Here is a 26,309-nt window from a genome sequence, read left to right as displayed (position 1 = left end):
TCAGGGTCATGCGCGGAGCCGTTCGTTGCCTGGATCCCAGAGCGGTTGGTCGGGCTGGACGGTCGCAGGGAACCTCTCTCCGTAGATCTCGACCTCGATCCTCGTGCCGGGCTCGGTCAGGTCCGCGCGGAGCATGCCGAGCGCGATGGATTTGCCGACTCGGTAGCCCCAGGCGCCCGAGGTGGTCTCGCCCACCACCTGGCCGTTGTGCCAGAGGGTCGACATGTAGGGCGCGTCGGCCTCGCCCGCCTCGACGGTGAGCGTGACGAAGCGTTTCTTCACGCCCTGCTGTTTCTCGGCGAGGAGCGCCGGTTTGCCGGGGAAATCCTGGGGCTTGTCGAAGCGGATGAATCGGTCAAGACCGCCCTCCAACAAGCTGTAATCCGTGGACAAATCGCCCTTCCAGGCGCGGTAGCCCTTTTCGATGCGCAAGCTGTTCAGCGCCCACATGCCGAAGGGTTTCGCGCCGGAGGCGAGGATGGCGTCGTAGATCGCGGGCATGTCGGCGTTCTCGGCATGCACCTCCCAGCCGAGCTCGCCGGCAAAGGAGACGCGCAGAAGCGCGCACCAGCCGCCCGCGATCTCGCTTTCCTGGAAACTGAGCCACGGCAGCGTGAGGTCGGCCGTGCACAGCCCGCCGAGGATGTCGCGCGAGGCGGGCCCCGTGACGATGAGCGTGGACATGCGCGTCGTCCAGTCTTCGAGCTTGAAGGCCGCGTCTGCGGGCATATGGCGTTCCAGCCATTCGCGGTCGTGCCACTGTGCGGCAGCGGCGGTGACGAGGACGAAGAGATCCTCGGCTTCGCGGGTGACGGACATCTCGGTGACGATGCGGCCCCGGTCGTCGGCGAAGTAGACGAGGCCGACGCGGCCGATCCTCGGAAGCGCTCCCGTGACGAGGCCACGGAGCCAGTCGTCGGCGCCCGGTCCCTTGACCTTGAACCGCGAGAAGCCCGGCAGGTCGAGCACGCCGCAGAGGTCGCGGACGGCCTCGCATTCGGCGCGGATGCGCGGCTCCCACGGGCCGGCGCGGTTCCAGGTCTCGGTCGCCTCGATCGAGGTGTCGTCGCCGGGTTGCGCGAACCAGTTGGCGCGCTCCCAGCCGCCATAAGCACCCATCTGGCCGCCCAGCGCCTTCACCTTGTCATGGACCGGCGAGAGCTTGCGGTCGCGGCCTGCGGGCCAGGATTTCCACGGGAAATGCATCCCGTATTCGTGGCCGTAGATCTCCATGCCCTTGGCGACGCAGTGGTCGTGATCAGTGTAATCGGTGAAGCGGCGCGGATCGCAGGACCACATGTCCCATTCGGTCTGGCCTTCGGTCACCCATTCGGCCAGAACCTTGCCCGCGCCACCGCCCTGGGCGATGCCGAAGGTGAAGACGCAGGCCTCGAAGGCGTTGGGAACGCCCGGCATGGGGCCGATCAGCGGGTTGCCGTCGGGCGCATAGGGGATCGGCCCGTTAATGACCTTGGAGATGCCGGCGGTGCCCAGAAGCGGCACGCGGGCCATCGCGTCCTCGATGTAGAATTCCAGCCGGTCGAGATCGTCGGGATAGAGCTGGAACGAGAAATCCTCGGGCATCGGGTCGTCGGGGCTGACCCAGTGCGCCTTGCAGTTCCGCTCGTAGGGGCCGAGGTTGAAGCCGTGCTTCTCCTGCCGGAGATAGTAGGAGATGTCGACGTCGCGGAGAAGCGGCAGCTTGTGGCCCTGCTCTTTCGTCCAGGCCTCGATCTCGGGGATTTCCTCGGAGAGGAGGTACTGGTGGCTCATCACCATCATCGGCACGGTGCGCCCGCCATAGGGTTTGAACCATTCGCCGACCCGCTGGGCATAATAGCCGGCGGCGTTCACGACGATCTCGCAGCGGATGTCACCCTTGTCGGTGTGGACGATCCATTCGCCGTTTTCGCGGCTGATGCCGGTGGCGGGCGTGAAGCGGAGTATCTTGGCTCCGAGATCGCGCGCGCCCTTGGCCAGCGCCTGGGTCAGCTGGGCGGGGTCGATGTCGCCGTCGTTGGGATCGTAGAGACTGCCTCTGAGATCGTGGGTTTCGAGGAAAGGATAGCGGTTCTTCGTCTCGGCGGGATCGAGAATCTCGATCGGCATGCCCTGGTAGCGGCCCATCCCGGCGGCGCGTTCGAATTCCTGCATCCGCTCCTTCGAATGCGCCAGACGGATCGAGCCGGTGACATGGTAGTTCATCGGATAGTCGACCGCGGCGCCGAGGCCCCGGTAAAGCTCGGTCGAATAGCGCTGCATGTTCATGATCGACCAGGAGGTCGAGAAGGTCGGCACGTTGCCGGCGGCGTGCCATGTGGAGCCCGCGGTCAACTCGTTCTTTTCCAGAAGCACGCAGTCCGTCCAGCCCGCCTTGGCCAGGTGATAGAGCGACGAAGCGCCCACGGCGCCGCCGCCGATGATGACGACACGGGCGGTGGTGGGGAAATCAGCCATTGTGGGCCTCCTCAGTAGACGGGCGGCGCGATCACCCAGATCGCGACGCAGGGTTCAGAGCCGGGGTTGGCCCAGCGGAAGGGCTCGCCGCGCAGGCGGAAGCTGTCGCCCTCGGTGAGCCGGTGCGTGGTGCCGGCGACGGTGATGTCGAGCGTGCCGGAGACGATATACCCGACTTCCTGCGTCGGACGGGTCACGGGCGTCTTGCGCGCGGCACCGGGCTGGAAGGTGGAGTGGACGACCTCGAACTCGTCGGTCAGATCGGGGGAGAGCAGCTCTTCCACGAGGCCTGCGGCCCGGTGACCGATGGCGCGGCGGGCACCCTTACGGACGATCACACCTTCTTCGTCCGCGGTGACGGGCCCGGCCTGCCGGAGCGTCGCCAGCGCGACCCCCAGTTCGGATGCGAGGGACTTCAGTTCGGCTTGCGAGGGGACCGAGATGTCGCGTTCGACCTGGCTCATCCAGCCGACGGACCGATCCAGACGCGCGGCCAGGTCGGCCAGCGTCAGGCCCCGCGCCTTCCTGAGCGCGCGCAGATCGCGACCAAAGGTCTTTCCGTCGAGCATGACGCCTCGTGCGTGAAAAATTTGTACGGAATTTCACGGTCCGCGCATGAAAAAGTCAATGAAAATTTCATGCAGCTTCTTCTTTTCCGAAATACTCCGGGGTCCGGGGCGGAGCCCCGGCTTGCAAACAATGTCCAAGGCAAAAGGCCGCGAGCGGGCTCGCTCAGTTTTCGGCGTCGGGATCGGCCTTGCCGACACCCCGGAAAATCGCGCGGAAGGGCAAGGCCCAGACGATGCCCAGGACGACGTAAACCAGGAACTCAAGCCAGATAGGCGGACGATCCAACATGTTCACGACTGTCACGGCCGCCACGATGTAAAGCGGCAGTCCGATAAGAAGGATCACGAGGGACCAGCGGCGGCGGGCTTTGTACGAGAGGGCCATGCGGGCAGTTATGGGACGACGCGCGGGCGGGTCAAGGGTCATGGCCGAAAGTGCCGCAGTCGCTTGAGACCGGGCCGCGGGAATTGTATGCCGGACTTGTCGGAAGGAGATCGCGGTGTCGGAAACGCTGAAGCTGGCTGCGGGCAGCCTACTGGTCGGCATCGCGGTGCTGGGCCTGAAGGTCCTGGCATGGTGGATGACCGGCTCGGTCGCGCTGTTGTCGGACGCGCTGGAAAGCACGGTGAACCTCGCCACCGCATTCGCGGCGCTGGTCGCGATCCGCGTTGCGGCGCGGCCTGCGGATTCGACGCATAACTTCGGCCACCATAAGGCAGAGTACTTCAGCGCTGTCCTCGAAGGTGTGATGATCATCGTGGCAGCCCTGTTCATCATGCGCGAGGCCTACGAGGGGTTCCTTGCCCCCAGGGCCCTCGATGCACCGGTGGAGGGGCTACTCGTGAACCTCGTCGCGACCGCGGTGAACGCGGGATGGGCCTGGATGCTGGTGCGGCGCGGTACGGCGCTGAAATCCCCTGCCCTCGTGGCGGATGGCAAGCATCTCTGGACCGATGTCCTGACTTCGGCCGGCGTGGCGATTGGCGTGCTTCTGGCGCTGGTCACCGGCTGGTGGATATTGGACCCGCTGATGGCCGCTATGGTGGCCGTGAACATCCTCTGGTCCGGTTCGCGGGTGGTCAAGGCCTCGCTGAGCGGTCTGATGGATGAATCCGTGCCAGAAGAGACGCTTCAGAAGATCCGCGACATCATCGCGTCAGAGGCCGATGGCGCCGTCGAGGCCCACGACCTGAAGACGCGTCACGCGGGCAGAGCGACCTTCGTGGAGTTTCACCTGGTCGTGCCTGCTGAGATGACCGTCTTCGACGCGCACGAGATCTGCGACCGGGTTGAAGCGGCCGTCGCAAGGGCGGTGCCGAACACGCGCGTCACCATCCATGTGGAGCCCGAGCACAAGTCCAAGCACACGGGCATCATCGTTCTGGACTGAGGGCCGATCAGTCGGCGAATGGGTCGGTCACGAGGATCGTGTCGTCGCGTTCCGGTGAGGTGGAAAGCAGTGCGACGGGGCACTGGATCAGTTCCTCAATGCGGCGGACGTACTTGATCGCCTCACCCGGCAGATCGGCCCAGGAGCGCGCGCCGGCGGTGGACTCGGACCAGCCGGGCATGGTCTCGTAGACCGGGGTGCAGCGGGCCTGCTGGTCGGCAGCGGTTGGGAGATAGTCGAGCACCTCGCCATCAAGTTCGTAACCGGTGCAGATCTTGAGTTCGGCGAACCCGTCCAGCACGTCGAGCTTCGTCAGCGCGATCCCGTTGACGCCCGACGTGGCGCAGGTCTGGCGGACAAGCACGGCGTCGAACCAGCCGCAACGGCGTTTCCGGCCGGTGGTGGTGCCGAACTCGTGGCCGCGCTCGCCCAGACGGTCGCCGTCGGCGTCGAAGAGTTCCGTCGGGAACGGGCCTTCACCGACGCGGGTGGTGTAGGCCTTGACGATGCCGAGAACGAAATCCACGGACCCCGGGCCGATGCCGGTGCCGGTCGCCGCCTGCCCGGCGATGACGTTCGACGAGGTGACGAAGGGATAGGTGCCGAAATCGATGTCGAGAAGCGCCCCCTGCGCGCCTTCGAACAGAATGCGCTGACCCATCCGCTTGCGTTCGTTGAGGACTTTCCAGACCGGGGCGGCATACTTGAGGATTTCCGGCGCGATTTCGCGGAGTTGCGCGACGAGGCTGTCACGATCCACCTTCTCCATCCCAAGGCCGCGGCGCAAGGGATCGTGGTGCTGGAGCGCACGGTCGACGCGGGCTTCGAGCGTGGCGGCGTCGGCGAGATCGGCGACACGGATCGCCCGGCGACCGACCTTGTCCTCGTAGGCGGGGCCGATGCCCCTGCCCGTGGTCCCGATCTTGGTGCCCTTGGAGGCGGCTTCTTCGCGCGCACGGTCCAGTTCGCCGTGCAAGGGCAGGATCAGGGGCGTGTTCTCGGCAATCATCAGCGTTTCGGGCGTGATCTCGACACCCTGGCCGCGTACGGTTTCGATCTCCTTGACCAGATGCCAGGGGTCGAGCACGACGCCGTTGCCGATCACCGAAAGCTTGCCGCCGCGGACGACGCCTGAGGGCAGCGCGTGGAGTTTGAAGACGGTGTTACCGATAACCAGCGTGTGGCCCGCGTTATGACCACCCTGAAAGCGGCAGATCACGTCCGCACGCTCCGAAAGCCAGTCGACGATCTTGCCCTTGCCCTCGTCGCCCCACTGGGCGCCGACAACCACCACGTTGGCCATGTCCGGTGTTCTCCGATTGAGTTTCCGCGGGCCCGTATAGCCTCTGGCCCGAACGGGTTAAACCGGAAATCGAACAACAGGGGCGCGACACGAAGCGCGCGCCGCCGACCTTGTCCTGACGGGATTCCCATGCATAGGAATGGCTCGTGACGAGAAGCCGGGCCGCGCCGGGTGGTTTCGATATCGATGGGAGGATACATGGCGGACTTTATCGCACTTCTCGGGGTGAAGGGCGGACCGGCGATCCGGCCGGGCTCCAACCGGCCGACCTCGACGCTCTTGTCGCTGGGCGGCAGGACGATCCTGGTCGATGCGGGTCTTGGGGCGGCTCTTGGCGTGTGCGGCCAGTCTGTCGCTCTGACCGATCTGGACGCGATCTTCGTCACGCATCTTCATTCGGACCACTACCTGGAGCTCGGCCCCCTGATCCATACCGCGTGGACTGCCGGGCTTCGGCGAAAGCTGCCCGTCTTCGGTCCGCCCGGTCTCGATCGATATTGGACGGCGTTCCTGGCGTCGATGGAGTACGACATCCGGCTGCGAATTGCCGATGAAGGCCGGATCGATCTGGCTTCCCTTGTCGAGATTCACGTCCTGGACGAGGACGAGGCAACTGATATCCATGGGATTACCGTCAGCGCAATGCTGAACGTCCACCCTCCCATCGAACAGAGTTTCGCGTTGCGTTTCGAGACGGACGAGACAGTGATCGTGCTGTCAGGAGACACGGCCTACATGCCGGAGATGGCGGTCTTCGCGCAGGGCGCCGACGTTCTGGTTCACGAGGCGATGCTGATCGAGGGCGTCGAGAGAGTCGTCGAGATGACGAGGAATGGCGACGATCGGTTGAGACAGCACATTCTGCGCAGCCATACCGCCGCGCACGATGTCGGGCGCGTGGCGAAAGATGCGGCCGTGAGACGGCTGGTCCTGAACCATTTCGTGCCGGACGGCCTGCCCGAATTCACCGAGGCCGACTGGCGGGAGGCCACGCGGGAGACCTATGGCGGCGATCTTGTGATCGGGCGCGACGGCATGCGGCTGGAGCTTGGGTAAACCCGGCGTGATGAACCGGGACGGCATGGCAAAGCGCTGATTTGGTGTTTCGTTTTGGGTGTTTGATGCCCTAGGCTGACTTACATCCAGTTCATGAGCCAGGAAAAGCCGACATGAAATTTCGGGGGATGGAACGACTTTTCGGCCTCGATCGCGGACCGGCCCTGACTGTCACCGCTCTTGTATCGGCGACGGTGCTGGCCGCGAGCCCTCTTTCAGCCCAAGCGTTGACAGCCTGCGCGGGCGAATTGGGAACGCCCGCTGCGGTCGAGGATGCTCTGGACGAGGTACTTCGGCTGGTGCTGAACGCCGATGGCATGGGTGCACCGGGGGCGGTTCTTTCGGTGCGCGGGCCCGGCTGGCATTATGCAAAGGCCGCGGGGACAGCCGATCCTGACAGCGGCGCGCTGCTGGCCTGCGACATGCCGTTTCAGATCGGCAGCAACACGAAGATGATCACGGCGGCCGTACTCCTTCAATTGCAGGAAGAAGGGAAGCTTTCAGTCGATGATCTGCTGGCAGCGCACCTGCCCGAGCTTGCCGCCGGCCTGCCCAACGGAGATGCCATGACGCTGCGGCACCTGGCCCAGCACACGTCCGGCGTCTTCAGCTATACCGACAACGCCCCGGACGGGACGGCCGGACTGATGGAAGGGGATATCAACGACCCTGAAGCGCTGCGGCGACACCTGGAGCCTGACGAGATGATGGCGTTCACGCTGGAGCACGGCCAGCCGAATTTCGCCCCCGGCGCGGAGGGTGCCTGGAGCTACAGCAATACCGGTTTTGCCATTCTCGGGATGGTGATCGAGAAGATCGAAGGCCTGCCGATAGACAAGTCGTTCGAAACGCGCATCTTCGGCCCCCTGGAAATGAAGCGGACCTACATGTGGAATGGTGTCCCGAGGCCCGCTTTCGGGTTGCCGCGTTCGTATCTGGCGGCACCCTTCGATTATGAAACGACCGACTGGAACATGTCGCAGGGTTGGGCGGCGGGCGCCGTGGTCTCGACCGTGGAGGACATGCATGTCTTCATAGAAGCCCTCGTCGGGGGCCGGCTTTTTCAATCCGAAGACACGCTCTCGGAGATGATGACCACGGTGAAGACGACGCATCCGGCGCTTTTCGGCTACGGTCTGGGGCTGGCGCTGAAAGGCGACAACCTCTGGGGCCACGGCGGCCAGACGCTGGGCTTCGAATCCGAGGTGGCGGCCATTACGGACCGAGACATGTCCTTCGTCGCCTGGGGAACGTCTTCGAGCAACGCGCTGGGATTCGGCGCATTCCTGATCGCGGAGGCCTTGAGGAAGAGCGGCGTTCTGCCCGACTAGAACCGGACCATGGCACCAGGTGTTCGGCGTGGCGGATCGGCGACGGAATCCGGATTTTGAAGCCACTCTTGTCGCTAACATTCCCGCGCTGGCTTGTTCGCGGCAGGCGCCAGAGCTAGGAGGGCGGGAAAGGTGACTGGAAGGAGTTTCCCCCATGGCCGACGCGCCCGAGTTCTACGATCGCATGCTATCCCTGGGCCTGGCCCGCGTCAGCGAAGCCGCGGCGCTTGCTTCGGCCCGGCTGATCGGCCGGGGTGACGAGAAAGCCGCAGACCAAGCCGCCGTCGATGCGATGCGCACGCAGCTGAACAAGCTGGACATCAAGGGCGTGGTCGTCATCGGCGAAGGCGAGCGCGACGAGGCGCCGATGCTGTATATCGGCGAGGAAGTCGGAACCGGACAAGGTCCAGAGGTGGACATCGCGCTGGACCCGCTGGAGGGAACGACGCTGACCGCCAAGGACATGCCGAACGCGCTGGCGGTGATCGCGATGGGTCCGAGGGGCTCGATGCTGCATGCGCCGGACGTCTACATGGAAAAGCTGGCGATCGGCCCCGGCTTCCGCCGCGGCGTCGTGACCATGGACATGAGCCCGGCCGAGCGCGTGAGCGCGCTGGCGGCCGCCAAGGGCTGTTCGACCGAGGACATCACCGTCTGCGTTCTGGAACGCCCGCGCCATGAGGATCTGATCGCCGAATTGCGTACCACCGGCTGCGCGATCCGGCTGATCACCGACGGCGATGTGGCTGGTGTCATTCACTGTGCCGAGCCCTCGACCGGTATCGACATGTACATGGGATCGGGCGGCGCACCCGAGGGCGTACTTGCGGCAGCCGCGCTGAAGTGCATGGGCGGCCAGATTTTCGGCAAGCTGTTGTTCCGGAATGACGACGAGAAGGCCCGCGCCAGGAAAGCCGGGATCACCAACCTGAACCGCGTGTATACCCGCGACGACATGGTGACCGGCGACGTGATCTTTGCGGCGACCGGCGTGACCGATGGTTCGATTTTGCCGGGCATCAAGCGCGAGCCGGGCATGCTGACCGCCGAGACCATCCTGATGCGCTCGAAGACCGGATCGGTCCGTCGGATGACCTACAGGAACCCCGTCGGAAAGTGACAGGGGCCGTCAGGGCGGAGGCAAAAGGTACCTCTGTCCGGCGTAGACCTTGTCGGCATCGACCCCGGGATTGAGCGTCTCGAACTCGGCGACATACACCGGCACGTCCTCGGCCCCGGCCTCAACCCCGATGCGCCAGACCCAGTCGCCCTCGGCGAACACGCGCGCTTCGGGCTCCGGCGCGGGATCCGGCGCAGGTTGGGCGCGCTCGACCAGCCATGCGATATAAGCCGGGCCCGCCACTTCCGGCAACCAGTCGGGCATCGATCCGTCGGGCCCGACCGCGGCCTCGAGAACGTCCCGGTACTCGACGTGACATAGATCCTCGATGCGGTCTTCGTCCACGACACTCGAATTGATCGCCAGACGACAATCGCAATCCAGGATCGGGGCTCCGTCTCCCGGCAACTGCGCTGACCGGCACGAGCCGAACTTGGTGTCAGGGTAGCGGACCTTCAGGCCCAAGATCAGCCCCGAGATGAACCCATCTGCTACCTCGATGGCGTTGTTTTCCTGAACGGTGGTCGGGCGCACGGTCTCAAGGCAATCCAACATCCCCTCCCAGTTCTGCCACCCCCCCAGGACGGCGGCGTCGGGCTTTAAAACAGTGATCTCCTGGAACGCCGTCGGGGGCCTAATCTGGAAGTCCTCTTCGTTGGCGGCGTCCTCGCTGGCCCAGTACCACCGGTCATGTGCCAGCGCGCAGCGGTCAGCAGAATATCGGTCGCCAAGGTCCAGCACCTTGTCGCCGCCCCCTTGGGTACCGGAAAAGCCAGGCACCCGATCAAGTTTGTCGATCTCGGTCCCAAACCGGAAGCCGTATTTTCCCTCGTCCCCGGCATTGATGAAACACGTGGTCTCGTTCTGGTTTTGCTTTGCGCAATCAGCATAGTCGCGAAACCTGTGTACCTCTGGAAGATCGACATTCGGATGGTCCTTAATGAAATCGCCCAGATCGAAATTCGTCACCTTGCCTACATTGGTCAGGTCGAAACGCTGCCGCTTGGAATCGCGGTCGCAGTTGCGAACAAAGCCCTTGCTTTCCGCAACCGAAACGCACTTCCCGTTCGTTCCTATCCTGCGGCGAAAGCTTTTGGGTTCCCAAAGCTGCCTGCTTGTCAGCCCGTCGTCGAAGCAGGAGCGAAGCACCATAACCCGGCCCTGATCCAGCCCCAGGTCGACATCTGTCATACACCTGTTGGGCCACATGACGGACCGGATCGTCTCGTCTGTCTTGAGCGTTCCATCCGACGGATAGGCCCGGGTGACGAACCACCATTGCTGCGCCTTGGTCGCGTCGCAGTCTCTCAGGCGGATGATCCAGTCCCCTGTCGCGTCGGCTTCGAGGCATTTGCCCTGGTACCGGGTATGTTTGCTGGCGATCTGGCCAAAGCTTTTGGCCCAGCCGCTGTCGGCCGAGACCAGTGTTGCGAGAGAGAAGACGAGAACAGAGAAAACGAGTCGGAGCATAATGCGCATGTCTGAAATCCTGACTTACTTAAATTAGGTCCATCCTGCTCAATCTAAACGGCAACGCGCAACCGTTGATTGCCCTCTGGCGGAGCACTTTCGACCCGCATCGCACCACACCATCCCTTCATTTGCGCGGGACACGGCGACTTGACCAACACTTTTTGAGGATCTCCGCATACGCTCAAAGACCAGCGAGGCCTCGGCTCCCCCAGCCGATTTTTCACCATAAACTGCAATGTGAGCCGGATGATTTCCTCATAGGGTAGCCGCTTGACGCAAGGCGATCTCTCCCCGCATGCGGTTCTCGGCGTCGAAACTTCGCTGACCGGGCGGCGGTCGATTGGCCTCGATGCAACTGAACTGCGCCTCTCGGAGACGATGGATCAGAAAACGGGCGTGCCCGCGGCGAACTGCGGCGCCGTCATGCGCGCCCGAGGGATGCGGACGCGACAGGGGCCGTCCTTCCAGGGGCTGACGACAGCGCAGGACGCCGGCGCATCTTCACGGCGAATTTGCAGGGGTGGTGGGTGCGGAGGTGCATCTGGCAGGCGGCACCTAGGCCGTCGCTAGATGCCGGCCAGGATGGCGTAATAGATGCCGAGTGTCCCGACGAAACCGAGCGGGATCCCGATCAGCGGCGCGGCCCATCGGCGGAACCGCCCCCCTGCCGCGAAAACCGCCAACACGCCTGCCGCCACGCCCGCGAGGCCGAGCGCGTAGACCGTCCAATAGGCTGGCCCCGAGCCGAACACGTATTCCGGTGTCAGGTCGGTGTAGAAGAGGACATAGCCCACGACCGCGGCCGGAACGAATATCAGCCAGTCCGGCCTGCCGAGCAGATCGACCTCGACGGGGGTGATCAGGATGGAGGCGACGATTCCAAGGAGATAGAAGCCAAGAAAACGGAGTGCGGCGAAGAGAATGCGTTTCATGTCGGGTCGCTTCTGCGCGGGGCTTCGCCTGCGACACTAAACGGAACTGCGCAAGGGCGCAGCCCCGACGTAGCGGCTGTCGGGGAGCATCGCGCGCGCCGCTTTCCAATGGTGGTCGGCTTGGATACGGTAGTACCAGAGCAGATCAACGACAGAACAGAACGCGGGTTTCGTGCCGGACAGCATCGCATCAGAGGCATTTCTAGGGGTCACCGCCTCGCTGACCGGGCGACGCTGGGTCGGACCGGACGCGGCCGCGATCCGGCTGGCCGAAGCGATGGAGCAGATCACAGGCCTGCCCGATGCGCTTTGCCGGGTCCTGGTCTCGCGCGGGGTTGCTCCGGACGAGGCCGAGCGCTACCTCGCCCCTGCCCTGCGCGATCTGCTGCCCGATCCGATGGAGTTGCGCGACATGGAACCGGCGGCGGAGCGCCTGATCCGGGCGGTCGAGCGCCGTGAAAGGGTCGCGGTCTTTGCCGACTACGACGTCGACGGGGGCGCGTCGGCCGCGCTGGTCATCGACTGGCTGCGCCAGCTGGGTGTGGGGGCGACGCTTTATGTGCCCGACCGGATCGATGAAGGTTATGGTCCGAACCCGCCCGCGATGCGCGAGCTTGCCGCCGCCCATGACCTGATCGTCTGCGTCGATTGCGGCACGCTGTCTTTCGAGGCCATTGCGGCGGCGGATGGCGCGGATGTCGTGATCCTCGATCACCACCTTGGCGGCGAGACGCTGCCCGCGGCGTTGGCCGTGGTCAATCCCAACCGGCAGGACGAGACGGGCGATCTTGGCCATCTCTGCGCGGCGGCGGTTGTTTTCCTTGTTCTGGTCGATGCGAACCGGCGGTTGCGCGCGAAGGGCATGGCCGGTCCCGACCTGATGGCGATGCTGGATCTTGTCGCGCTGGCCACGGTTGCCGATGTCGCGCCGCTGACAGGCGTGAACCGCGCGCTGGTCCGCCAGGGGCTGAAGATCATGGCCGGGCGCAAGCGACCCGGCCTTGCCGCTCTGGCCGACGTGGCCGGACTTGATGCGCCGCCGTCGGCCTATCACCTGGGCTACGTCCTTGGACCGAGGGTGAACGCCGGCGGACGCGTGGGGCGCGCCGACCTGGGCGCACGTTGCCTCTCCACGACCGATCCGCACGAAGCGCGCGCCATGGCGGAGCGGCTGGATCAGTTGAACAAGGAGCGCCGCGAGATCGAGAACGCGGTGCGCGACGCGGCTCTTGCCCAAGCCGAAGGCCGCGGCCTGGAGGGGCCGCTCGTCTGGGCCGCCGGCGAGGGCTGGCACCCCGGCGTGGTGGGCATCGTCGCCGCGCGCTTGAAAGAGGCGACGGGCCGGCCCGCTGTGGTGATCGGCCTCGATGGCGGCGAAGGCAAGGGGTCGGGCCGCTCGGTGAGGGGCGTCGACCTTGGACATGCGGTGCAGAGAATCGCCGCGGAAGGTCTTCTGATCAAGGGGGGCGGACACCGGATGGCGGCGGGTCTGACCGTGGCCGCCGACCGGATCGAGGCGGCGATGGCCCGGCTGGGAGAGATGCTGGCGAAAGAGGGGGCGGGTGCGGATGGCCCGCGGGATCACCGGATCGACGCAGTGCTGATGCCGGGCGCGGCGACCGTGGAGCTGATCGAACAGATCGAGGCGGCGGGCCCCTTCGGTCAAAGCGCCCCTGCCCCGCGTTTCGCCTTCCCGGACGTCCAGGTCCTGCATGCCCGCGAGGTGGGCAGCGGCCATCTGAAACTGACGCTGGGGGACGGGCTGGGAACCCGGCTGGACGCCATTGCCTTCGGCGCGTTCGACGGGCCGATGGGCCCGGAACTGGCCAACCATGGCGGGCGGCGTTTCCACTTGGCGGGGCGGCTGGAGATCAATCACTGGGGCGGGCGGCAGACCGTGCAACTGCGCCTCGACGACGCCGCAGCGGTCTCGGACTGAGACTTGAAAAAATCGGTAAGAATCCTCTTGCCCTTGCCCGGGCTTTTGCCTAATTAGCCCCCCACGGCGCTGGCCCGTTCGTCTATCGGTTAGGACGCCAGGTTTTCAACCTGGAAAGAGGGGTTCGATTCCCCTACGGGCTGCCAGTTCTCCGACCTTATCAATCGCTTGCGAGGCTTTAGGACGCCTTGGTTTCCGGTTCTTCGCTGTGTTGCACCTCATTCGTTGCGGTGTGCGCAAACGTCATCTGCTGACTGCAGGATCTGATCTCGTCACATGTTTCCGCTGCGTGTCCCGCTGGCATCTGGTTGGCGTCCGCACATCTTCTGCACGAATTAGTTCCCCGATCGCACAAAAGAACGGCTTGACGGCGAGACTACTCGGTCTAGAATTCGTACAGGGTAGAGAAAGCAAATCAAAACAATGCATTGTATAGTGGCATCCCTTCAAGGGAGACCGAGCCATACCAAGTCGATTGGCGCGTTCCGCGTTCCTTTCGCGATCCTGTCGCTCATCCTGCTCCTGATATTCCATCCGAGCGCGTCGCAGGCGCAGTCCTTCTTCGCGTCCCTTGTGGTCGATCCAACGGTCGGAGCTGATCGGGGGTCTGCTTCGCAGCTCCAGAAAGTCGAGGAGACGACCAGCTTTCTGACCTTCTCCACCACGGGTTCGGAGGAAGCCGGACCAGTCATCCTGGGCTACGGTATCGGGGTTCCGGATCTGGTGATGCCGGGCGACCAGCTCGATGGCGTCGCTGTCTGGGGTGGGCCATCTGAGGATGGCTGGCGCGAGTTGCTGGCCGGTGGCGTAGCCTATCGGTTTCCGGTATCCGGGCTGGAGTCCGTCGGGTTCATTAACGTCGACTATGGCGACCTGGTTCTCGGCACGACCGAAACCCTTGCACTGGACGTGCGCGGCGACCGACTGCAGGTCGCGGCGGGGCTGATCCATGAAAGAGAGCTTGGGAATGAGGCAGAGCTCAAGTTCGGCGTCGAACTGATTGCGCGTGATCTTGGTTCTGAGTTGCTGGGCGTCCCCGTGATCGATGAGAAGCTGCGCATGCTGCGCGCCTCGGTGCTTTATACGAAGGGAATCCCGCTCCTGTTCCAGCAGCGGCTCGCCGCATCGCTGACGAAAGGCTTTTCCGCCTTTGGCGCCTCGTCCGAGAGCAACCCGTTCGCCTCGGTGCCCGGTGCGACGACCGACTTCCTTCGCGTCTCAGTGGCCGCGGAAGCCTCGGTGCCGCTGTCCCGCGAGTGGGTCGTCAATGCCGGGGTTATCGGACAGTGGACCGACCAAAGACTTCCGGCGTCCCAGCGCTGCGGATTCGAGACGAACGCCTATGCACGCGGGTTCGACTATGCCACTGTAATCGGAGATAGATGCATCGGGACAAGGGTGGAATTGGCGTACAACTTCGAGTTGCCCGCCCCGGAGAGGTCAAGGACGGTATTTACACAGGGCTTTGTGGGCATCGATGGGGGTCGGATAGACACTGTCGCCACTCCGCTGTTTCCGGGGAACAAGGACAGTTGGTCGAGTATGTCGGTTGGGGTTCGCAGCCTGCGCGGCAATTTTCTGGGCGAGGTCGCGGCTACCCGCATCCTGGATCGGCCAAGTGGCACCGAAGCGCAGGACGATAATCGGATCTGGATTCGGGCGGCGTTGAAATTCTGAGCCGTGTTTGTAGGGGCTTGAAGTGCGATAGTCAGACCGGCGCGCGGGATTTGGCCGTGCCGGACGAATTAGAGGATCCGGGGACCTAAGTCGTGAGTGAACTCAAAAGACCTCCCAAGTTCAATTTTGCGCCGGACTTCACGTCTGCACAAAGTGAAACCGGAGAAATGCTGCACTTCACCAGGTCCGAGACCCGCGCCCTTGCAACTTTGACCCAGGCCTCCAATCGCCTTGTGACGCGCGAGAGGCTGCTGGACGCGCTGAGCGGCGAAGGCTCGGACAAGAACGATCGCACGGTCGACTTCCTGATCAACAGGTTGCGGCGGAAGCTCTCCGACAGCGCACGAAATCCGCGTTATATCGCAACGAGGTATGGTGAAGGCTATATCTGGATCGCCGATATCGCGCCTTCGGCTGCCGACTTCAAAGAAGCGCACACGATCGTCGGGCCGGTCAACGGGCTTCATCTTCTGGGAGACAAGCGAAGCCAAGGAGAGCTTCTGGCCCGGGACATCCTTCGAGCGGTCAGGTCCGAACTTTCGCCCGAGTACAGTGTCGTTTATGCGGCCGACTGCCCCCCTGCTCATTCCTTCGTCGCTGGTGGTCCCAAGCAATCGGTCGAACTGACCTTCTTCCTTGATGGAGATGTGGTGAACTGCATCGCCGCAGCCAAGGAGTTTCGTTCAGGGTTCATCCTCGCCATGCAGCGGGTGACCCTTACCGACACCGACAAGCCGATTTCGGAGATACATTCAGTCACCGAGCGATTGGTCTCCTCGCTCCTGAATGAGGCATGGCGCACTCTTGCGACCCGGCCGGAAGCGGATGGTCCACTGCCTGTGGCCATGGCGGCAGCGACCACGCGGGAAAATACCGACCCGTCGCGGCATACGGACAGCGACCGAGAGCTGCTGAACATGATCGAGCAGAGTCAGCGTCGGAATCTCGACGTGTGGTCGCAAACGGACCGTCGCATCACGGACCTGCGCAACGCGGAGCCAGACAACCCGCAACTGAAGATTATCCACGGAATTCATATTCATACGAAATACGTCACGCTGGGCATGAAGCTTTTCGCGGACGGAATCGACAATCGCGTTAGAGATGAAGCCACGATTGAAACGCTGACCCTGGAGGCCCTGCCCTATGTTCAGGCCGACCCGGAATATGCCATCATGGCCGCAAAGCTGTTGCATTTCGTCGACCACGGATATGCCGATCTGGCCAGTGTTCTGGCCGAGGAAGCCTACAGATCGAGTGTTTCCGTCGCGCGTTCCCTTGTCGTCATCGGACAACTTCGGGCGTTTGCCGGGGACACCGATGGCGCACTGCAATGTATCGAGCCGTCGCTGAACCTCGTCAAACCGGGGTCGCAGGCGTATCTCTATGCCATGATCATCAAATGCCAGGCGCTTTTGGCCGCCGGGCGGTGCGAGGAATTGCTCAGCGCGAAGAAGGAACTGTATGGGGTGTCTCCGGCGCTGGGCTTGTTCCTCGAACCGCTTTTCACCGACCCCGACAAACCGTCGTTCCGCGCCAAGGCCGCGCTTCTGGCCCTGAACCGCACCCGGGCCACCGCGCTTCTGCTACACAAGCATTATGTCTCGTCACGGCTGTTTGCAGCCCAGGAACACCGGGAGAATTCGATTCGCGCGCCGCTCACCCTGATCGCACGCCGTTTCGGAACCGAGGCGCTTCCCGGGGAGGTCGTGAACGCATACCCGGGTCTTGTCAGGGATATTGGCTGAAAAAACGTCGATATACGCCCCCCATCGAACGGAAAATCGTTGGGTCGCAACAATTCTGCGACAATTGTATTGAATGATGATTTTCGCGGGCGACTCCCATTGCCCGCATTCGGCGAACCGAGCGATGCCTGCGACGATCCGCATCAACCGGGAACCCTTGGACCTGTTCGTGAAGCTAAATCCTCTTCCTTAAAGAATTACTTCACGAACAGGTCGTTTTCCCTGACGAGCTGGCGCGACCAAAGATCAGTGCTCGAAATCGAAGACGATTTCGCGAACGGTTTTCAATTTCACACTGCATCCATAGCTCCGCGAGATGTTACGTGCCTCGCGGTCTATCGCGCCATTCAGCGAGTCGTTCGCATCGATGGGTATCGAGGCGCCTGCCTCTGGCCGCGAATGGTGGCCGTCATCCGGTCGCTGCAGGCTTGAAGCACGATGATGACGGGAAATTCCAGTCACAGGAGCGCCAAAAACGCATGCTTTATCAAAAGTACCAGCGAGATCCCGGTTCAGACCATCGACTTCGATCACGGCCGCATGGACCACCATAACTTTGAGCACCTGAAGATCGCTGGCGTTGAAGTGCCCCGGCAATGTCCGCTTGACCAAACACGGTCGCCTTCAGGCGCAGGAGATTGCCGCGCGCCTGGGAGGAAAACCGATCAGTTTGATTGCCACAAGTGCTCTCTCCCGGTCGGTGCGAACTGCTGTTCCTCTGGCGAAGGCGCTGGGTCTTGAGCCGCAACAAGGGTCGGAGAGTCCCTTTTCGAAGTCTGGGATAGAGCCGGACGCCTGCTGTCGCGCGTGGAGAAGGAACGGTTGCCAAGGGGGGCCGACGTCGCACTCATTGGACATTTTTGGGTCAACCGCATGATTTACGGCCGTGCTGCGGGAATGACTTTCGAAGAGGCATGCCGCTCGAAGGTCTGCCGGCCAAAGACCGGGTCGATAGAAACGCTGGTTCTGGGGGCGCACTCGATGGACGAAAGTGACCGCCGCTTGCTTGATCTGTCATCCGAACCGGTTAGCATCGCGGCGAGATCGGGTCTGGCGGCAAAGTGACCGCGGTTCCGGGTAGCAACGGATCACGTGATGGGCACGGAAACAGACGCACGAAAAGATATCATCGCCGCCTGCATTGAAATGAATGCAAGCGGCCTGAACCAGGGAACGTCAGGCAACATATCGGTCCGGTACGAGGACCGAATGCTGATCACGCCTTCGGCTACACCGTATCGCAGGATGACACCTGATCTGATTGCCTCGATGGACCTTTCGGGCGACATGACGGGAGGATGGGATGGGCCGTTGAAGCCTTCAACAGAGTGGGGCTTCCATTGGAGACTTCTCAAGGATCGCAGCGACATATCCGCTGTTGTTCACGCCCATCCGACCTATTGCACGGCGCTGGCCATTCTTCGGAGACCGATCCCGGCCTGTCACTACATGGTCGCGGCATTTGGCGGCGTCGACGTACGATGCGCTGAGTACGCGACCTTCGGAACGCATGAACTGGCCGATGCGGTCATCACGGCGATGGAGGGGCGTACCGCGTGCCTGATGGCCAACCACGGGATGGTTGCCGGCGGAGCAGGTCTGGAAAAGGCCATGTGGCGCGCCGAGGAACTCGAGACGCTGGCGAGACAGTACTATCTTGCCGCTCAACTTGGAGAACCCGTTCTCCTCTCGACCGAAGAGATCGAGAGGAATCTGAAACTGTTCGCCGGGTACGGCGTGAAGGACAGCTGAACAAAGGCCGGCCGTGATTGGCCGGCCCTCGGCCCTCAGCTTTCCCGGAATGCCCGTCCGAAATAGTCTGTGAGCGGTTTGGTCAGATAGGACAACGGCGTCCGGTTTTCCGTCTTCAGGTAAGCTTCGACGGGCATGCCGGGCAGCAGACTCTGATCCGCGAGTTTCGGCAGCTCTTCCTCGAGCGGAATGAGGTCTACGCGATAGTAGGTCAATCCCGTCACCTCGTCCTGGAACACGTCCGCTGAAACCGAGGTGACTTGTCCGGTGACCTCGGGCGTGAGCCGTTGATTGAAGGCACTGAAGCGAAGCGTCGCAGCCTGGCCGACATGGACCTGGTCGATGTGTATCGCCTCGACCCGGCTGTTTACGATCAGCGGCTGGTCTTGCGGAATGATGTAGAGCAGAGGCTCGGCCGACCGGACCACCGAATTCTGCGCGAACACCGTTGAGCCGTACACAATGCCAGCAACTGGTGCGCGGATGTCGAGGCGGTCAAGGCGTTTGAGCAGGCTGCCGCGTTGTTCCGTCAGTTCGAGTTCCCGGAACTGGATATCGCGCAACTCGCTTATGGCCGCTTCGCGCCGTGCGTTCTGCAACCTGACCGCTTCGATCTCGAAGCTGGCGATTTCTCCCCTGAACCGTGCGATATCGGAGCGAAGCTGCCCGATCTGACCCTGCAACTGGGCGGCCTCACGTCGGAGGGTCGACACCCTTCCCGACTGCGTCAGACCACGCGACAGGGCATCTTCCTGCACGACGAGTTCCTCGGAAGCCAGTTCTTCCTGAGTGTTGAGCGCGGCAAGCTGAGCTTCGGCCCCTTCGATCTGGTTCCGGGTCTGAAGCGTGCGCTCGACAAGCTGGCTCAATTCCTTTTCGAGAGTTTCCTTGCGAGCGACGAAAAGCACGCGCTGGCCCTCTATCTGCGCCCTCGCCTGCTCGCTATCCAGAGCCAGAAGTTCATCCGGGAACCGTATGTCATCCGCCTGATCGCGTTCCGCCTCGAGACGGCCACGGCGCGCGCGCAGTTCGATCAGCTGCAACTCGGCAACCGCGAGTTCCGAACGAAGAAGTGTATCGTCGAGTTGGATCAGAAGGTCGCCGGCTTTGACCTGATCGCCGTCGCGGGCCTCGATACGTTCCACGATTCCGCCTTCCGGATGCTGAACAACCTGCCGGTTGTTTTCCAGAACGATCATGCCCGGAGCGATGATGGCTCCAGAAATCTCGGTTCTCACGCTCCAGACGCCGACGCCGCCCACAAGTAGAGCCAGCGCCAAGAACCCGATCGTGAGCGGCATCGTACCGCTATAGGACGGCTGCTTACTCATCTCGAGTCGCTCCCGCCAATCGCGCGCTGGATATCCGGTGCGTTTTTCATCATCGACTTGATGATCTCGTCACGGGGTCCAAGCGCTTTTACGCGACCGTTCTCGACAACCATCAAGTTATCGCACTCGGCAATCGCGACAGGACGATGGGTCATGATAACGACCGAGCGCCCCTCTCCCTTCATCATGCGGATTGCCGCGTTCAATGCCTCGCTTCCTTCCTGATCAAGCGCAGAGTTCGGTTCGTCGAGAACAAGCAAGACCGGCTCTCCGTAGAGAGCGCGGGCGAGTGCTATTCTTTGTCGCTGACCACCGGACAATCCAATCTGGTTGTCCTCGATACGAGTCTCGTAACCGTTGGGAAGCGACAAGATGAGCTCGTGTGCCTTGGCTTTCTTCGCGGCTTCCACGACCTTTTCGCTGTCAGGTTCAAGCGACATGCGCGCGATGTTCTCGGCAATCGTACCGGTGATCAACATGGGATCCTGCGGCAGATATCCGACATGGGCACCGAGGTCTTCCGGAGAGTAATGCGATATCAAGGCACCGTCGAGACGGACCTCCCCGATATTGGGTTCGATGAGGCCAAGGATAGTCTTTGCAATGGTGGTCTTTCCTGCGCCGCTTCGCCCGATGACACCAAGAGCCTCGCCGGGCGCGATGGCACAGGTGATGTTGTAGAGAACAGGAGGGCTACCCGGAGCGGTGGTCACGGTAACGCCTTTCAGGTCCAGCTGCCCCTTGGGTCGCGGAAGCCGCGTGCGAGGCTGTGGCACCGGACTTTCGGTCAGGAACTTTTCAAGCGACGCCCTTGCCTGCCTTGCCCGTGCGATTTGCGGCCAACGTCCAATGATTTGCTCAATCGGCGCAAGCGCCCGCCCAAGCAGGATGGACGCAGCGATCATTGCACCGGCCGTGATCTCTCCGCGCAGCACCAGCCAGGCACCAAGCGCAAGAACCAGAGACTGCAATGAAAGGCGAAAGGCCTTGGTGAAGGTCGAGAAGGCGCCGGTCCAGTCAACAGCGCCCATATTCTTCTGAAGGGCTGTCGAACGCCGTTCCAAAAACCGTTCCGCGATCGGTCCGAGCATGCCCTGACTACGGATGAGTTCCGACGCGCGTCGCGCGTTGTCAGCGAAACGGTGCGCAGCCTCGACTGTGCTCTGCGCTTCGGCAACACGACTTGACGTAAGAACCTGGCTCAGCGTCGTGATCGCGATCAGGATCAGCCCACCAATGACGGCGAACCAGCCAAGCCACGGGTGGAAAACGAAGATTACGCCAACAAACAACGGTGTGAATGGGGCATCCATGAGCGCCGTAAGTGCGGGAGAAGCATAGAAACTCTGAACCGCCTCCAGATCTCGACTGGCTGACTGACTTTCGGGCGTGCGGCGATCCTGGGTCAGTTGCGCCTTGAAAACCCGGTCGTCCAGGCGGCTTTGAAAGCGCGCCCCGTATCGTGCGATGAGCCGTGTCCGCGCAAAATCGAGGAGCCACATCAGTGCGTAGAGTCCAACCACAAGGATCAGCAACGCCACCAGAGTCTCCTCGGAACGAGAGCCCAAGACGCGGTCATAGACCTGAAGCATGAACAGCGGCCCCGTGAGCATCAGGAGGTTCACGAATATGCTGAAGGCGAATGCGAAAAGGAGAAAATGGCGCGAACCACGCAGCGCATCGGATAATGCCGAATTTTTCGTTGTCCCGGCCGGAGAATGCTTTGACATAGATAAACCCATGAATTTCGGTAAGAACAGTGGGTCAATCCAAAGCGTGCGTCAACTCATGCCATGATGGCACCGCAAAAGGGTGACCTGACTACACTCTGCCATGTTCAAAAGCGCGAAACGGCCCAGCATCGCAAAATCATTCGACATGCGCGGATTTCATCGCCTCCATGAGCTCGACGATCCGAACTTTTTCCATCCTGTTGGGAATGTGCACGAACGCGTCCACCAACCGGTTCAGCATCTCGAGGTCAAGGTTTGAAAGACGGGACAAATCAATGTCGTCCCCCAGGCGGTTCTCGAGCGATAGAGCGAGATCAGATGGACCAGCACCCTCCGGGTTTACAATAGACTCGACCGTGACACCGTAATACCCGGCCAGCGCCAATACGGCGGCAAGGCTGCACTTGGTCTGGGCATCTTCGTATTTTTGATACTGCTGCGGGCTCACATCAATGAGCTTTGCGACTTGGGCCTGCGTCAATCCGTGCGAAGTCCGCAACGAACGCAAGCGCTGCCCTACCAGTCGATAGACTGCGAAATCGGAAGCTTGCGCCATGATGGCTTCTACCCCTTGCCCACGATTCATATGCCCCTCGAAACCATCTTAGGTAGAGCAACCAACAATGTTAACAACCGAATCTTATTCGTTTTGAAAGATGTGGCCACAAGGCACAGGTCGCATGCCAAACTAGGTTCGGATGCAGGTTTGAGACGCCAACTCATTCAGAAAACTGCGAAAAGCGTGTCCCATTCGGCTTATTGAACAGAAAACCGCACCAATTACCGGCTTTGTGCCCTAATTTGGTCCCAATTGCTCGCGCAATAAGCTCTCGGCGTCCCGAGACCGAAAGAGATAATTCGCCGTCGATGCAAGATGTGACCGAAAATGCAGCCTATTTGGAGCGACCCGCACAGGTGCTTGCACCTGGTGTTCAACTGCTGCGCGGGCAGTATTCGATTGATCGCTACCTCGGCATGGGCGGATTTGGCATCACCTACCTCGCCACGAACAGCCTGGATCGAAAGGTCGTTCTGAAAGAATGCTTTCCCGGTGTGCTGTCCATCCGTGACGGTCTCACGGTTCGCCCCCGAAAGACGGGATTTGAACATGATTACCGCACGATCGTGAGCATGTTCGTACGCGAGGCGCGCCACCTTGCCAGACTGAGCCATCCGAACATCGTTGCCGTGCACCAGGTATTCGAGGAAAACGACACAGCCTACATTGCGCTGGACCTAATCGAGGGACGGGAGCTTCTCGACTATGCTAACGCCAAGGACGAGCATTGCAGCCCCCAGTCCGTCGTCCGCCTTCTGTCGCGGCTTCTGACGACGCTGGATTATATGCACGGTGAAGGCATGCTGCACCGTGATATCGCCCCGGACAACATCATCGTGGACTCCCAAGACAATCCTGTTCTCATCGATTTCGGAGCCGCGGTCCTTCGTGAAAAAGTTTCGGAGCGCACACGGACATCGCTCCTGGCCGTCAAGGACGGTTACTCCCCGCCAGAGAACTACCTCAAGGGCGCCGAGCAGACCGTGGCCAGCGACCTCTACTCGTTGGGTGCCACGATGTACCACTTGATCAGCGGCAACGCACCTGCCCCCAGCAACGAGCGAATGGCTGCAGTGGCACAGGGACAATCTGATCCCTACGTGCCGCTTTCGGGTCAATATCCCGGGTATCAGGAGATGGTGCTGGGTTCGATCGACAACGCTCTCAGGCTGGATGCGAACAAACGCTATCAGTCCGCAAGAGCCTGGAGCCAAGCGCTGCCTGCCCAGATATCGAATTCATCTTCGGTTCTGCAACTTCTGAGAAAACGACGTGAAACAACCGCCGCGAATGCTGGCCGTTGAGACATGTGCCCCAAAAACATTCTGCCACGGTTGGACGACTGGAGGGGGACCCCGCGAACGACTAGTTCCTCGCTTGCGACGCCCGCCACTGGGAGAGCCTGTAGCCAAGACTGTAGCTATGCCCTCCCCGTCCCCTCTATATCGGAGCCCTACTCGGCGAGCGCGCAGAGGGAGCACGGGATGTTTCCGGCGCGAAATCTCGGCATCCTTATAGAGGGGAGTTTCATCGCGAAGACCAACTGCGCCGTACGCTGGCCACAGCCTCGGAGAGCCGCGATAGCGAAAGCGACAATCAGATCGGGCCACGAACTTCCTGTCAGCACAACAAAAGCCGCTGCAGCAACAACGGCAGCATTTCCAATTGCGTCATTGCGCGAGAACAGCCAAACCGCCCGAACGTTTGCGTCACCCGCTCGGTGCGGAACCAGAACCATCGCCGCCGCGACATTAACTGCCAATGCGACTAATGCGAGCGGGACCTTGGTCAGACCCGACTTCATCATCGAGAGGACGTTAGGCTTGGGAAAGCCTGCGCGGCGCGCGATTTCAGCCTGGGTGAGCGACGAGTTCGCAATTGCCTCTTCGAGCATGCGGGCGGTAGGTGAGTATGTCATTTGGGCCATCCAGTACGTGAGTTGCTTCTACTCACGTGATAGACGGCGCTTCGAAATCCGCTCGGGAACCAAGGGCTTTAAGCGGGGGGGCAATCCTGAGCCGCGATTGCCGGGTTGATGTGCTGGTTGCAGCATGTCCTAGGGAAAGTCGGGCGCCTTATGAGGGGGCTCGGCATAGTTTCGACGCGGAATCTTAGCATCCTTATAGAGAGGAAATTCACCGGAAACACGAAAGGAACGGCTTCGTCATTGAAGTTCGTTTTGGGCCGGAGAACGCACCTCAGTCTGCCCGCTACGTTTTCATGCTCTCGATAAAATTTGCGCGCTTTTCCACGACTTCGCTCCGATCGCTGACTGTCGGCACGGCGACATCTCACCAGGTGCCACGGTGGGGCGTCGAGAGATATCGGTCGGTGTCAATGACGACGACATAAGGCTCTTTCATTTCTCATCGCTTAGCCAGCGCCTCTTCCCGATGCTTAATAGACTCGAACTTGATGCTCGCGGCACTCAACAGCGTATGGGAATGTAAACCGAACGACGTTTGATGGATTACGTGAGTCCGCACCTTAGACAGATTCTAGATAAGAACGCCAACCTCCGAAGCTGGTGATGTCCGTTGCACCTTCCGTTCCGGCCGCCTCCACAAGGAAACCCTTAACCTTTTTGCCGTCCGAGAGCTCTATTGTTCCGATCGAGAGCGGCGACGGAATGGACGAAACAAAGTCCGCGAACCCCTTGGCCGGCATCGCCCAGACTTCCAGAGAGATTGCTGCGCCAGGTTCCGAGCGAAGCATGCCGGGACGCTGCGGCGGCCCGCCTGCCAACGCGTATAGCCGATATGAGCCTGACGTCTCCGCAGCGGACAGGAACCGCCCACCACGGGATGTCAGTTCATGGTTCAGCGGAAGTCCCGACATATGGGCCCCGACAACAGCCAGAGCAAACTCACCCGGAACCGGTCCCGCAACGGAAGGCGTCGCCGGCGGCAGCCGATGGGTCGTAGCTCCAAGGCATGGATCGGCCGAACGGTGAATCTCTTCTGCAAGCGCAGCCGCGACGACGTCCTCGCCGGCGCGCGCAAGCAGCGTGACACTTCCCGGCCTCCCGTCTGGTCGCGGACCAGACGGCACCGCGATCCCGCAGAGATCCATCAGATTGACGAAATTGGTGTAGGTGCCGAGGCGGGAATTCGGTCCGATCGGATCCGCGTCCAGATCAGCAACAGAGTAGAACGTCGGAATCGTCGGAACGCAAAGCGCATCAATCTGCTCTAGCAGCGGCTCGGTCCGTCTTTTCAGATCTGTCAGCCGATAGATGCCGCGGAAGGCATCGACGGCCGACAGGCTTTCGCCGCCCCCGATGATCTGTCGCGTGACGGGGTGGAGCGCCTCGGGATCCCGGCGGAACAGGTCTTCGACCACGCTCAGGCGTTCCGCCACCCAGGCGCCCTCGTAGAGCATTTTCGCCACTTCGAAGAACGGGGTGAAATCGAGTTCGATGATGGTTGCGCCAAGATCGGACAGTCGCTTCAGCACGGCGTCGAAACTGGCGGCTTGATCCCTATCGCCAAAAAACTCCCGCGTGGCGGCGTCAGGCACGCCGACCCGCAAACTTCGCGGTGGGGTCGTCAGAGACGGCACCGCTATCCTGCGGGAGAACGAGTCGGCATCATCGTAACCCGCCGCCACCTGATAAGCCGCCCAGGCATCCGAAACCGTTGAAGCGAAGATCGAGATCGTATCCAGCGTCCGGCATGCAGGCACCACGCCGGTACTTGAGATCGCGCCAAGTGTCGGCTTGAGCCCGACAATATTGTTCAGGGCGGCCGGCACCCTGCCCGACCCGGCGGTATCGGTCCCCAGTGCAAAGGTTACGATTCTGTCCTTCCCCCCTAGAACTGGGCCATTACTTTGGCCGCGAGAGGGGGATTGGGCATGGCGAGGAAGCGACATTCAGACGAAGACATCTTGAAGCTGCTGCGTGAGATTGAGCTGAAGCTGACGGCTGGTGGTGATGT

At 61.9% G+C, this 26,309-nt stretch carries 23 protein-coding genes and 1 tRNA gene; 12 read left to right on the top strand and 12 right to left on the bottom strand.

From position 1 onward, the window contains the following. Nucleotides 1-6 precede the first annotated feature (6 nt). The 3 genes from ACKLNI_RS08060 to ACKLNI_RS08050 form a co-directional block, all read right to left on the bottom strand. Entirely contained in the window at nt 7-2,457 is a 2,451-nt protein-coding gene (locus ACKLNI_RS08060; RefSeq protein WP_413718549.1) for a GcvT family protein, read from the bottom strand. Between the two features lie 11 nt (nt 2,458-2,468). Further along, nucleotides 2,469-3,026 (bottom strand): helix-turn-helix domain-containing protein, encoded by a 558-nt coding sequence (locus ACKLNI_RS08055; RefSeq protein ID WP_413718548.1) that lies wholly within the window; start codon nt 3,024-3,026, stop codon nt 2,469-2,471. Between the two features lie 163 nt (nt 3,027-3,189). Then, complete coding sequence (locus ACKLNI_RS08050) at nt 3,190-3,411, bottom strand: DUF2842 domain-containing protein (RefSeq protein ID WP_413718547.1); 222 nt, start codon at nt 3,409-3,411, stop codon at nt 3,190-3,192. 115 nt (nt 3,412-3,526) lie between these two features. On the opposite strand from ACKLNI_RS08050, the gene ACKLNI_RS08045 reads away from it, so the two are divergent. Further along, nucleotides 3,527-4,417 carry a cation diffusion facilitator family transporter gene (locus tag ACKLNI_RS08045; RefSeq protein ID WP_413718546.1) on the top strand — a complete coding sequence of 297 codons (891 nt, stop codon included), beginning with the start codon at nt 3,527-3,529 and terminating at the stop codon, nt 4,415-4,417. A 7-nt stretch (nt 4,418-4,424) separates the two neighbouring features. Here ACKLNI_RS08045 and ACKLNI_RS08040 read toward each other — a convergent pair whose 3' ends face one another. After that, complete coding sequence (locus tag ACKLNI_RS08040) at nt 4,425-5,720, bottom strand: adenylosuccinate synthase (RefSeq protein ID WP_413718545.1); 1,296 nt, start codon at nt 5,718-5,720, stop codon at nt 4,425-4,427. Nucleotides 5,721-5,918: 198 nt separating this feature from the next. Here ACKLNI_RS08040 and ACKLNI_RS08035 point away from each other — a divergent pair, with 198 nt between their 5' ends. From ACKLNI_RS08035 to glpX, 3 genes are all read left to right on the top strand, one after another. Next, on the top strand, nt 5,919-6,776 hold the full coding sequence (locus ACKLNI_RS08035; protein WP_413718544.1) for an MBL fold metallo-hydrolase: 858 nt from the start codon (nt 5,919-5,921) through the stop codon (nt 6,774-6,776). A gap of 113 nt (nt 6,777-6,889) precedes the next feature. Next, nucleotides 6,890-8,107: a serine hydrolase domain-containing protein gene (locus ACKLNI_RS08030; RefSeq protein ID WP_413718543.1), complete on the top strand. Its 1,218-nt coding sequence runs from the start codon at nt 6,890-6,892 to the stop codon at nt 8,105-8,107. A 154-nt stretch (nt 8,108-8,261) separates the two neighbouring features. Continuing rightward, nucleotides 8,262-9,227, top strand: a complete 966-nt coding sequence (glpX, locus tag ACKLNI_RS08025; RefSeq protein ID WP_413718542.1) for a class II fructose-bisphosphatase — start codon at nt 8,262-8,264, stop codon at nt 9,225-9,227. Between the two features lie 9 nt (nt 9,228-9,236). Here the strand turns inward: glpX and ACKLNI_RS08020 are convergent, their stop codons facing one another. Together ACKLNI_RS08020 and ACKLNI_RS08015 are read right to left on the bottom strand one after the other, a co-directional pair. Then, nucleotides 9,237-10,706, bottom strand: coding sequence for an RICIN domain-containing protein (locus tag ACKLNI_RS08020; RefSeq protein WP_413718541.1), 1,470 nt, complete (start codon nt 10,704-10,706; stop codon nt 9,237-9,239). Between the two features lie 560 nt (nt 10,707-11,266). Then, entirely contained in the window at nt 11,267-11,632 is a 366-nt protein-coding gene (locus ACKLNI_RS08015) for a hypothetical protein (RefSeq protein WP_413718540.1), read from the bottom strand. 172 nt (nt 11,633-11,804) lie between these two features. Between ACKLNI_RS08015 and recJ the strand changes: the two genes are divergently transcribed. The 4 genes from recJ (at nt 11,805) to ACKLNI_RS07995 (ending at nt 16,996) form a co-directional block, all read left to right on the top strand. Continuing rightward, nucleotides 11,805-13,571, top strand: a complete 1,767-nt coding sequence (gene recJ, locus ACKLNI_RS08010) for a single-stranded-DNA-specific exonuclease RecJ (RefSeq protein ID WP_413718539.1) — start codon at nt 11,805-11,807, stop codon at nt 13,569-13,571. A 71-nt stretch (nt 13,572-13,642) separates the two neighbouring features. Further along, nucleotides 13,643-13,717, top strand: a tRNA-Glu gene (locus tag ACKLNI_RS08005). 289 nt (nt 13,718-14,006) lie between these two features. Beyond that, nucleotides 14,007-15,248, top strand: a complete 1,242-nt coding sequence (locus ACKLNI_RS08000; RefSeq protein ID WP_413718538.1) for a ShlB/FhaC/HecB family hemolysin secretion/activation protein — start codon at nt 14,007-14,009, stop codon at nt 15,246-15,248. 167 nt (nt 15,249-15,415) lie between these two features. After that, nucleotides 15,416-16,996 carry a winged helix-turn-helix domain-containing protein gene (locus tag ACKLNI_RS07995; RefSeq protein ID WP_413718537.1) on the top strand — a complete coding sequence of 527 codons (1,581 nt, stop codon included), beginning with the start codon at nt 15,416-15,418 and terminating at the stop codon, nt 16,994-16,996. A gap of 246 nt (nt 16,997-17,242) precedes the next feature. On the opposite strand, the gene ACKLNI_RS07990 is transcribed toward ACKLNI_RS07995, so the two are convergent. Then, the gene (locus ACKLNI_RS07990) at nt 17,243-17,608 is read right to left on the bottom strand and encodes a hypothetical protein (RefSeq protein WP_413718595.1); all 366 of its coding nucleotides are present in this window, start codon (nt 17,606-17,608) and stop codon (nt 17,243-17,245) included. Between ACKLNI_RS07990 and ACKLNI_RS07985 the strand changes: the two genes are divergently transcribed. From ACKLNI_RS07985 to ACKLNI_RS07975, 3 genes are read left to right on the top strand one after another with little or no spacing between them, the layout of a single operon-like run. Next, entirely contained in the window at nt 17,577-17,873 is a 297-nt protein-coding gene (locus ACKLNI_RS07985) for a histidine phosphatase family protein (RefSeq protein ID WP_413718536.1), read from the top strand. The two genes, ACKLNI_RS07990 and ACKLNI_RS07985, sit on opposite strands and share 32 nt — an antisense overlap. Beyond that, nucleotides 17,870-18,061, top strand: a complete 192-nt coding sequence (locus ACKLNI_RS07980) for a hypothetical protein (protein ID WP_413718535.1) — start codon at nt 17,870-17,872, stop codon at nt 18,059-18,061. The genes ACKLNI_RS07985 and ACKLNI_RS07980 overlap by 4 nt, the downstream gene beginning before the upstream one ends. A gap of 30 nt (nt 18,062-18,091) precedes the next feature. Next, nucleotides 18,092-18,748 (top strand): class II aldolase/adducin family protein, encoded by a 657-nt coding sequence (locus ACKLNI_RS07975; protein ID WP_413718534.1) that lies wholly within the window; start codon nt 18,092-18,094, stop codon nt 18,746-18,748. A gap of 35 nt (nt 18,749-18,783) precedes the next feature. Here the strand turns inward: ACKLNI_RS07975 and ACKLNI_RS07970 are convergent, their stop codons facing one another. The 3 genes from ACKLNI_RS07970 to ACKLNI_RS07960 form a co-directional block, all read right to left on the bottom strand. After that, on the bottom strand, nt 18,784-20,079 hold the full coding sequence (locus ACKLNI_RS07970; protein ID WP_413718533.1) for an HlyD family type I secretion periplasmic adaptor subunit: 1,296 nt from the start codon (nt 20,077-20,079) through the stop codon (nt 18,784-18,786). After that, nucleotides 20,076-21,809 carry a type I secretion system permease/ATPase gene (locus tag ACKLNI_RS07965; protein WP_413718532.1) on the bottom strand — a complete coding sequence of 578 codons (1,734 nt, stop codon included), beginning with the start codon at nt 21,807-21,809 and terminating at the stop codon, nt 20,076-20,078. Before ACKLNI_RS07965 ends, ACKLNI_RS07970 begins: the two co-directional genes overlap by 4 nt. 139 nt (nt 21,810-21,948) lie before the next feature. Further along, the gene (locus tag ACKLNI_RS07960) at nt 21,949-22,398 is read right to left on the bottom strand and encodes a helix-turn-helix transcriptional regulator (RefSeq protein WP_413718531.1); all 450 of its coding nucleotides are present in this window, start codon (nt 22,396-22,398) and stop codon (nt 21,949-21,951) included. A 281-nt stretch (nt 22,399-22,679) separates the two neighbouring features. Between ACKLNI_RS07960 and ACKLNI_RS07955 the strand changes: the two genes are divergently transcribed. Then, nucleotides 22,680-23,675, top strand: coding sequence for a serine/threonine-protein kinase (locus tag ACKLNI_RS07955; RefSeq protein ID WP_413718530.1), 996 nt, complete (start codon nt 22,680-22,682; stop codon nt 23,673-23,675). 149 nt (nt 23,676-23,824) lie between these two features. On the opposite strand, the gene ACKLNI_RS07950 is transcribed toward ACKLNI_RS07955, so the two are convergent. Further along, nucleotides 23,825-24,289, bottom strand: coding sequence for a cation efflux transmembrane domain-containing protein (locus ACKLNI_RS07950; RefSeq protein WP_488199640.1), 465 nt, complete (start codon nt 24,287-24,289; stop codon nt 23,825-23,827). Between the two features lie 569 nt (nt 24,290-24,858). Further along, entirely contained in the window at nt 24,859-26,244 is a 1,386-nt protein-coding gene (atzF, locus tag ACKLNI_RS07945; RefSeq protein WP_413718529.1) for an allophanate hydrolase, read from the bottom strand. Between the last annotated feature and the right edge of the window lie 65 nt (nt 26,245-26,309).

Origin of the sequence: Silicimonas lutimaris (genome assembly GCF_047314965.1) — a bacterium.
Classification (GTDB): Bacteria; Pseudomonadota; Alphaproteobacteria; order Rhodobacterales; family Rhodobacteraceae; genus JAVJUV01.
Note: the sequence above shows the minus strand (reverse complement) of the source record. Positions and strands in the feature narration are given on the sequence as shown.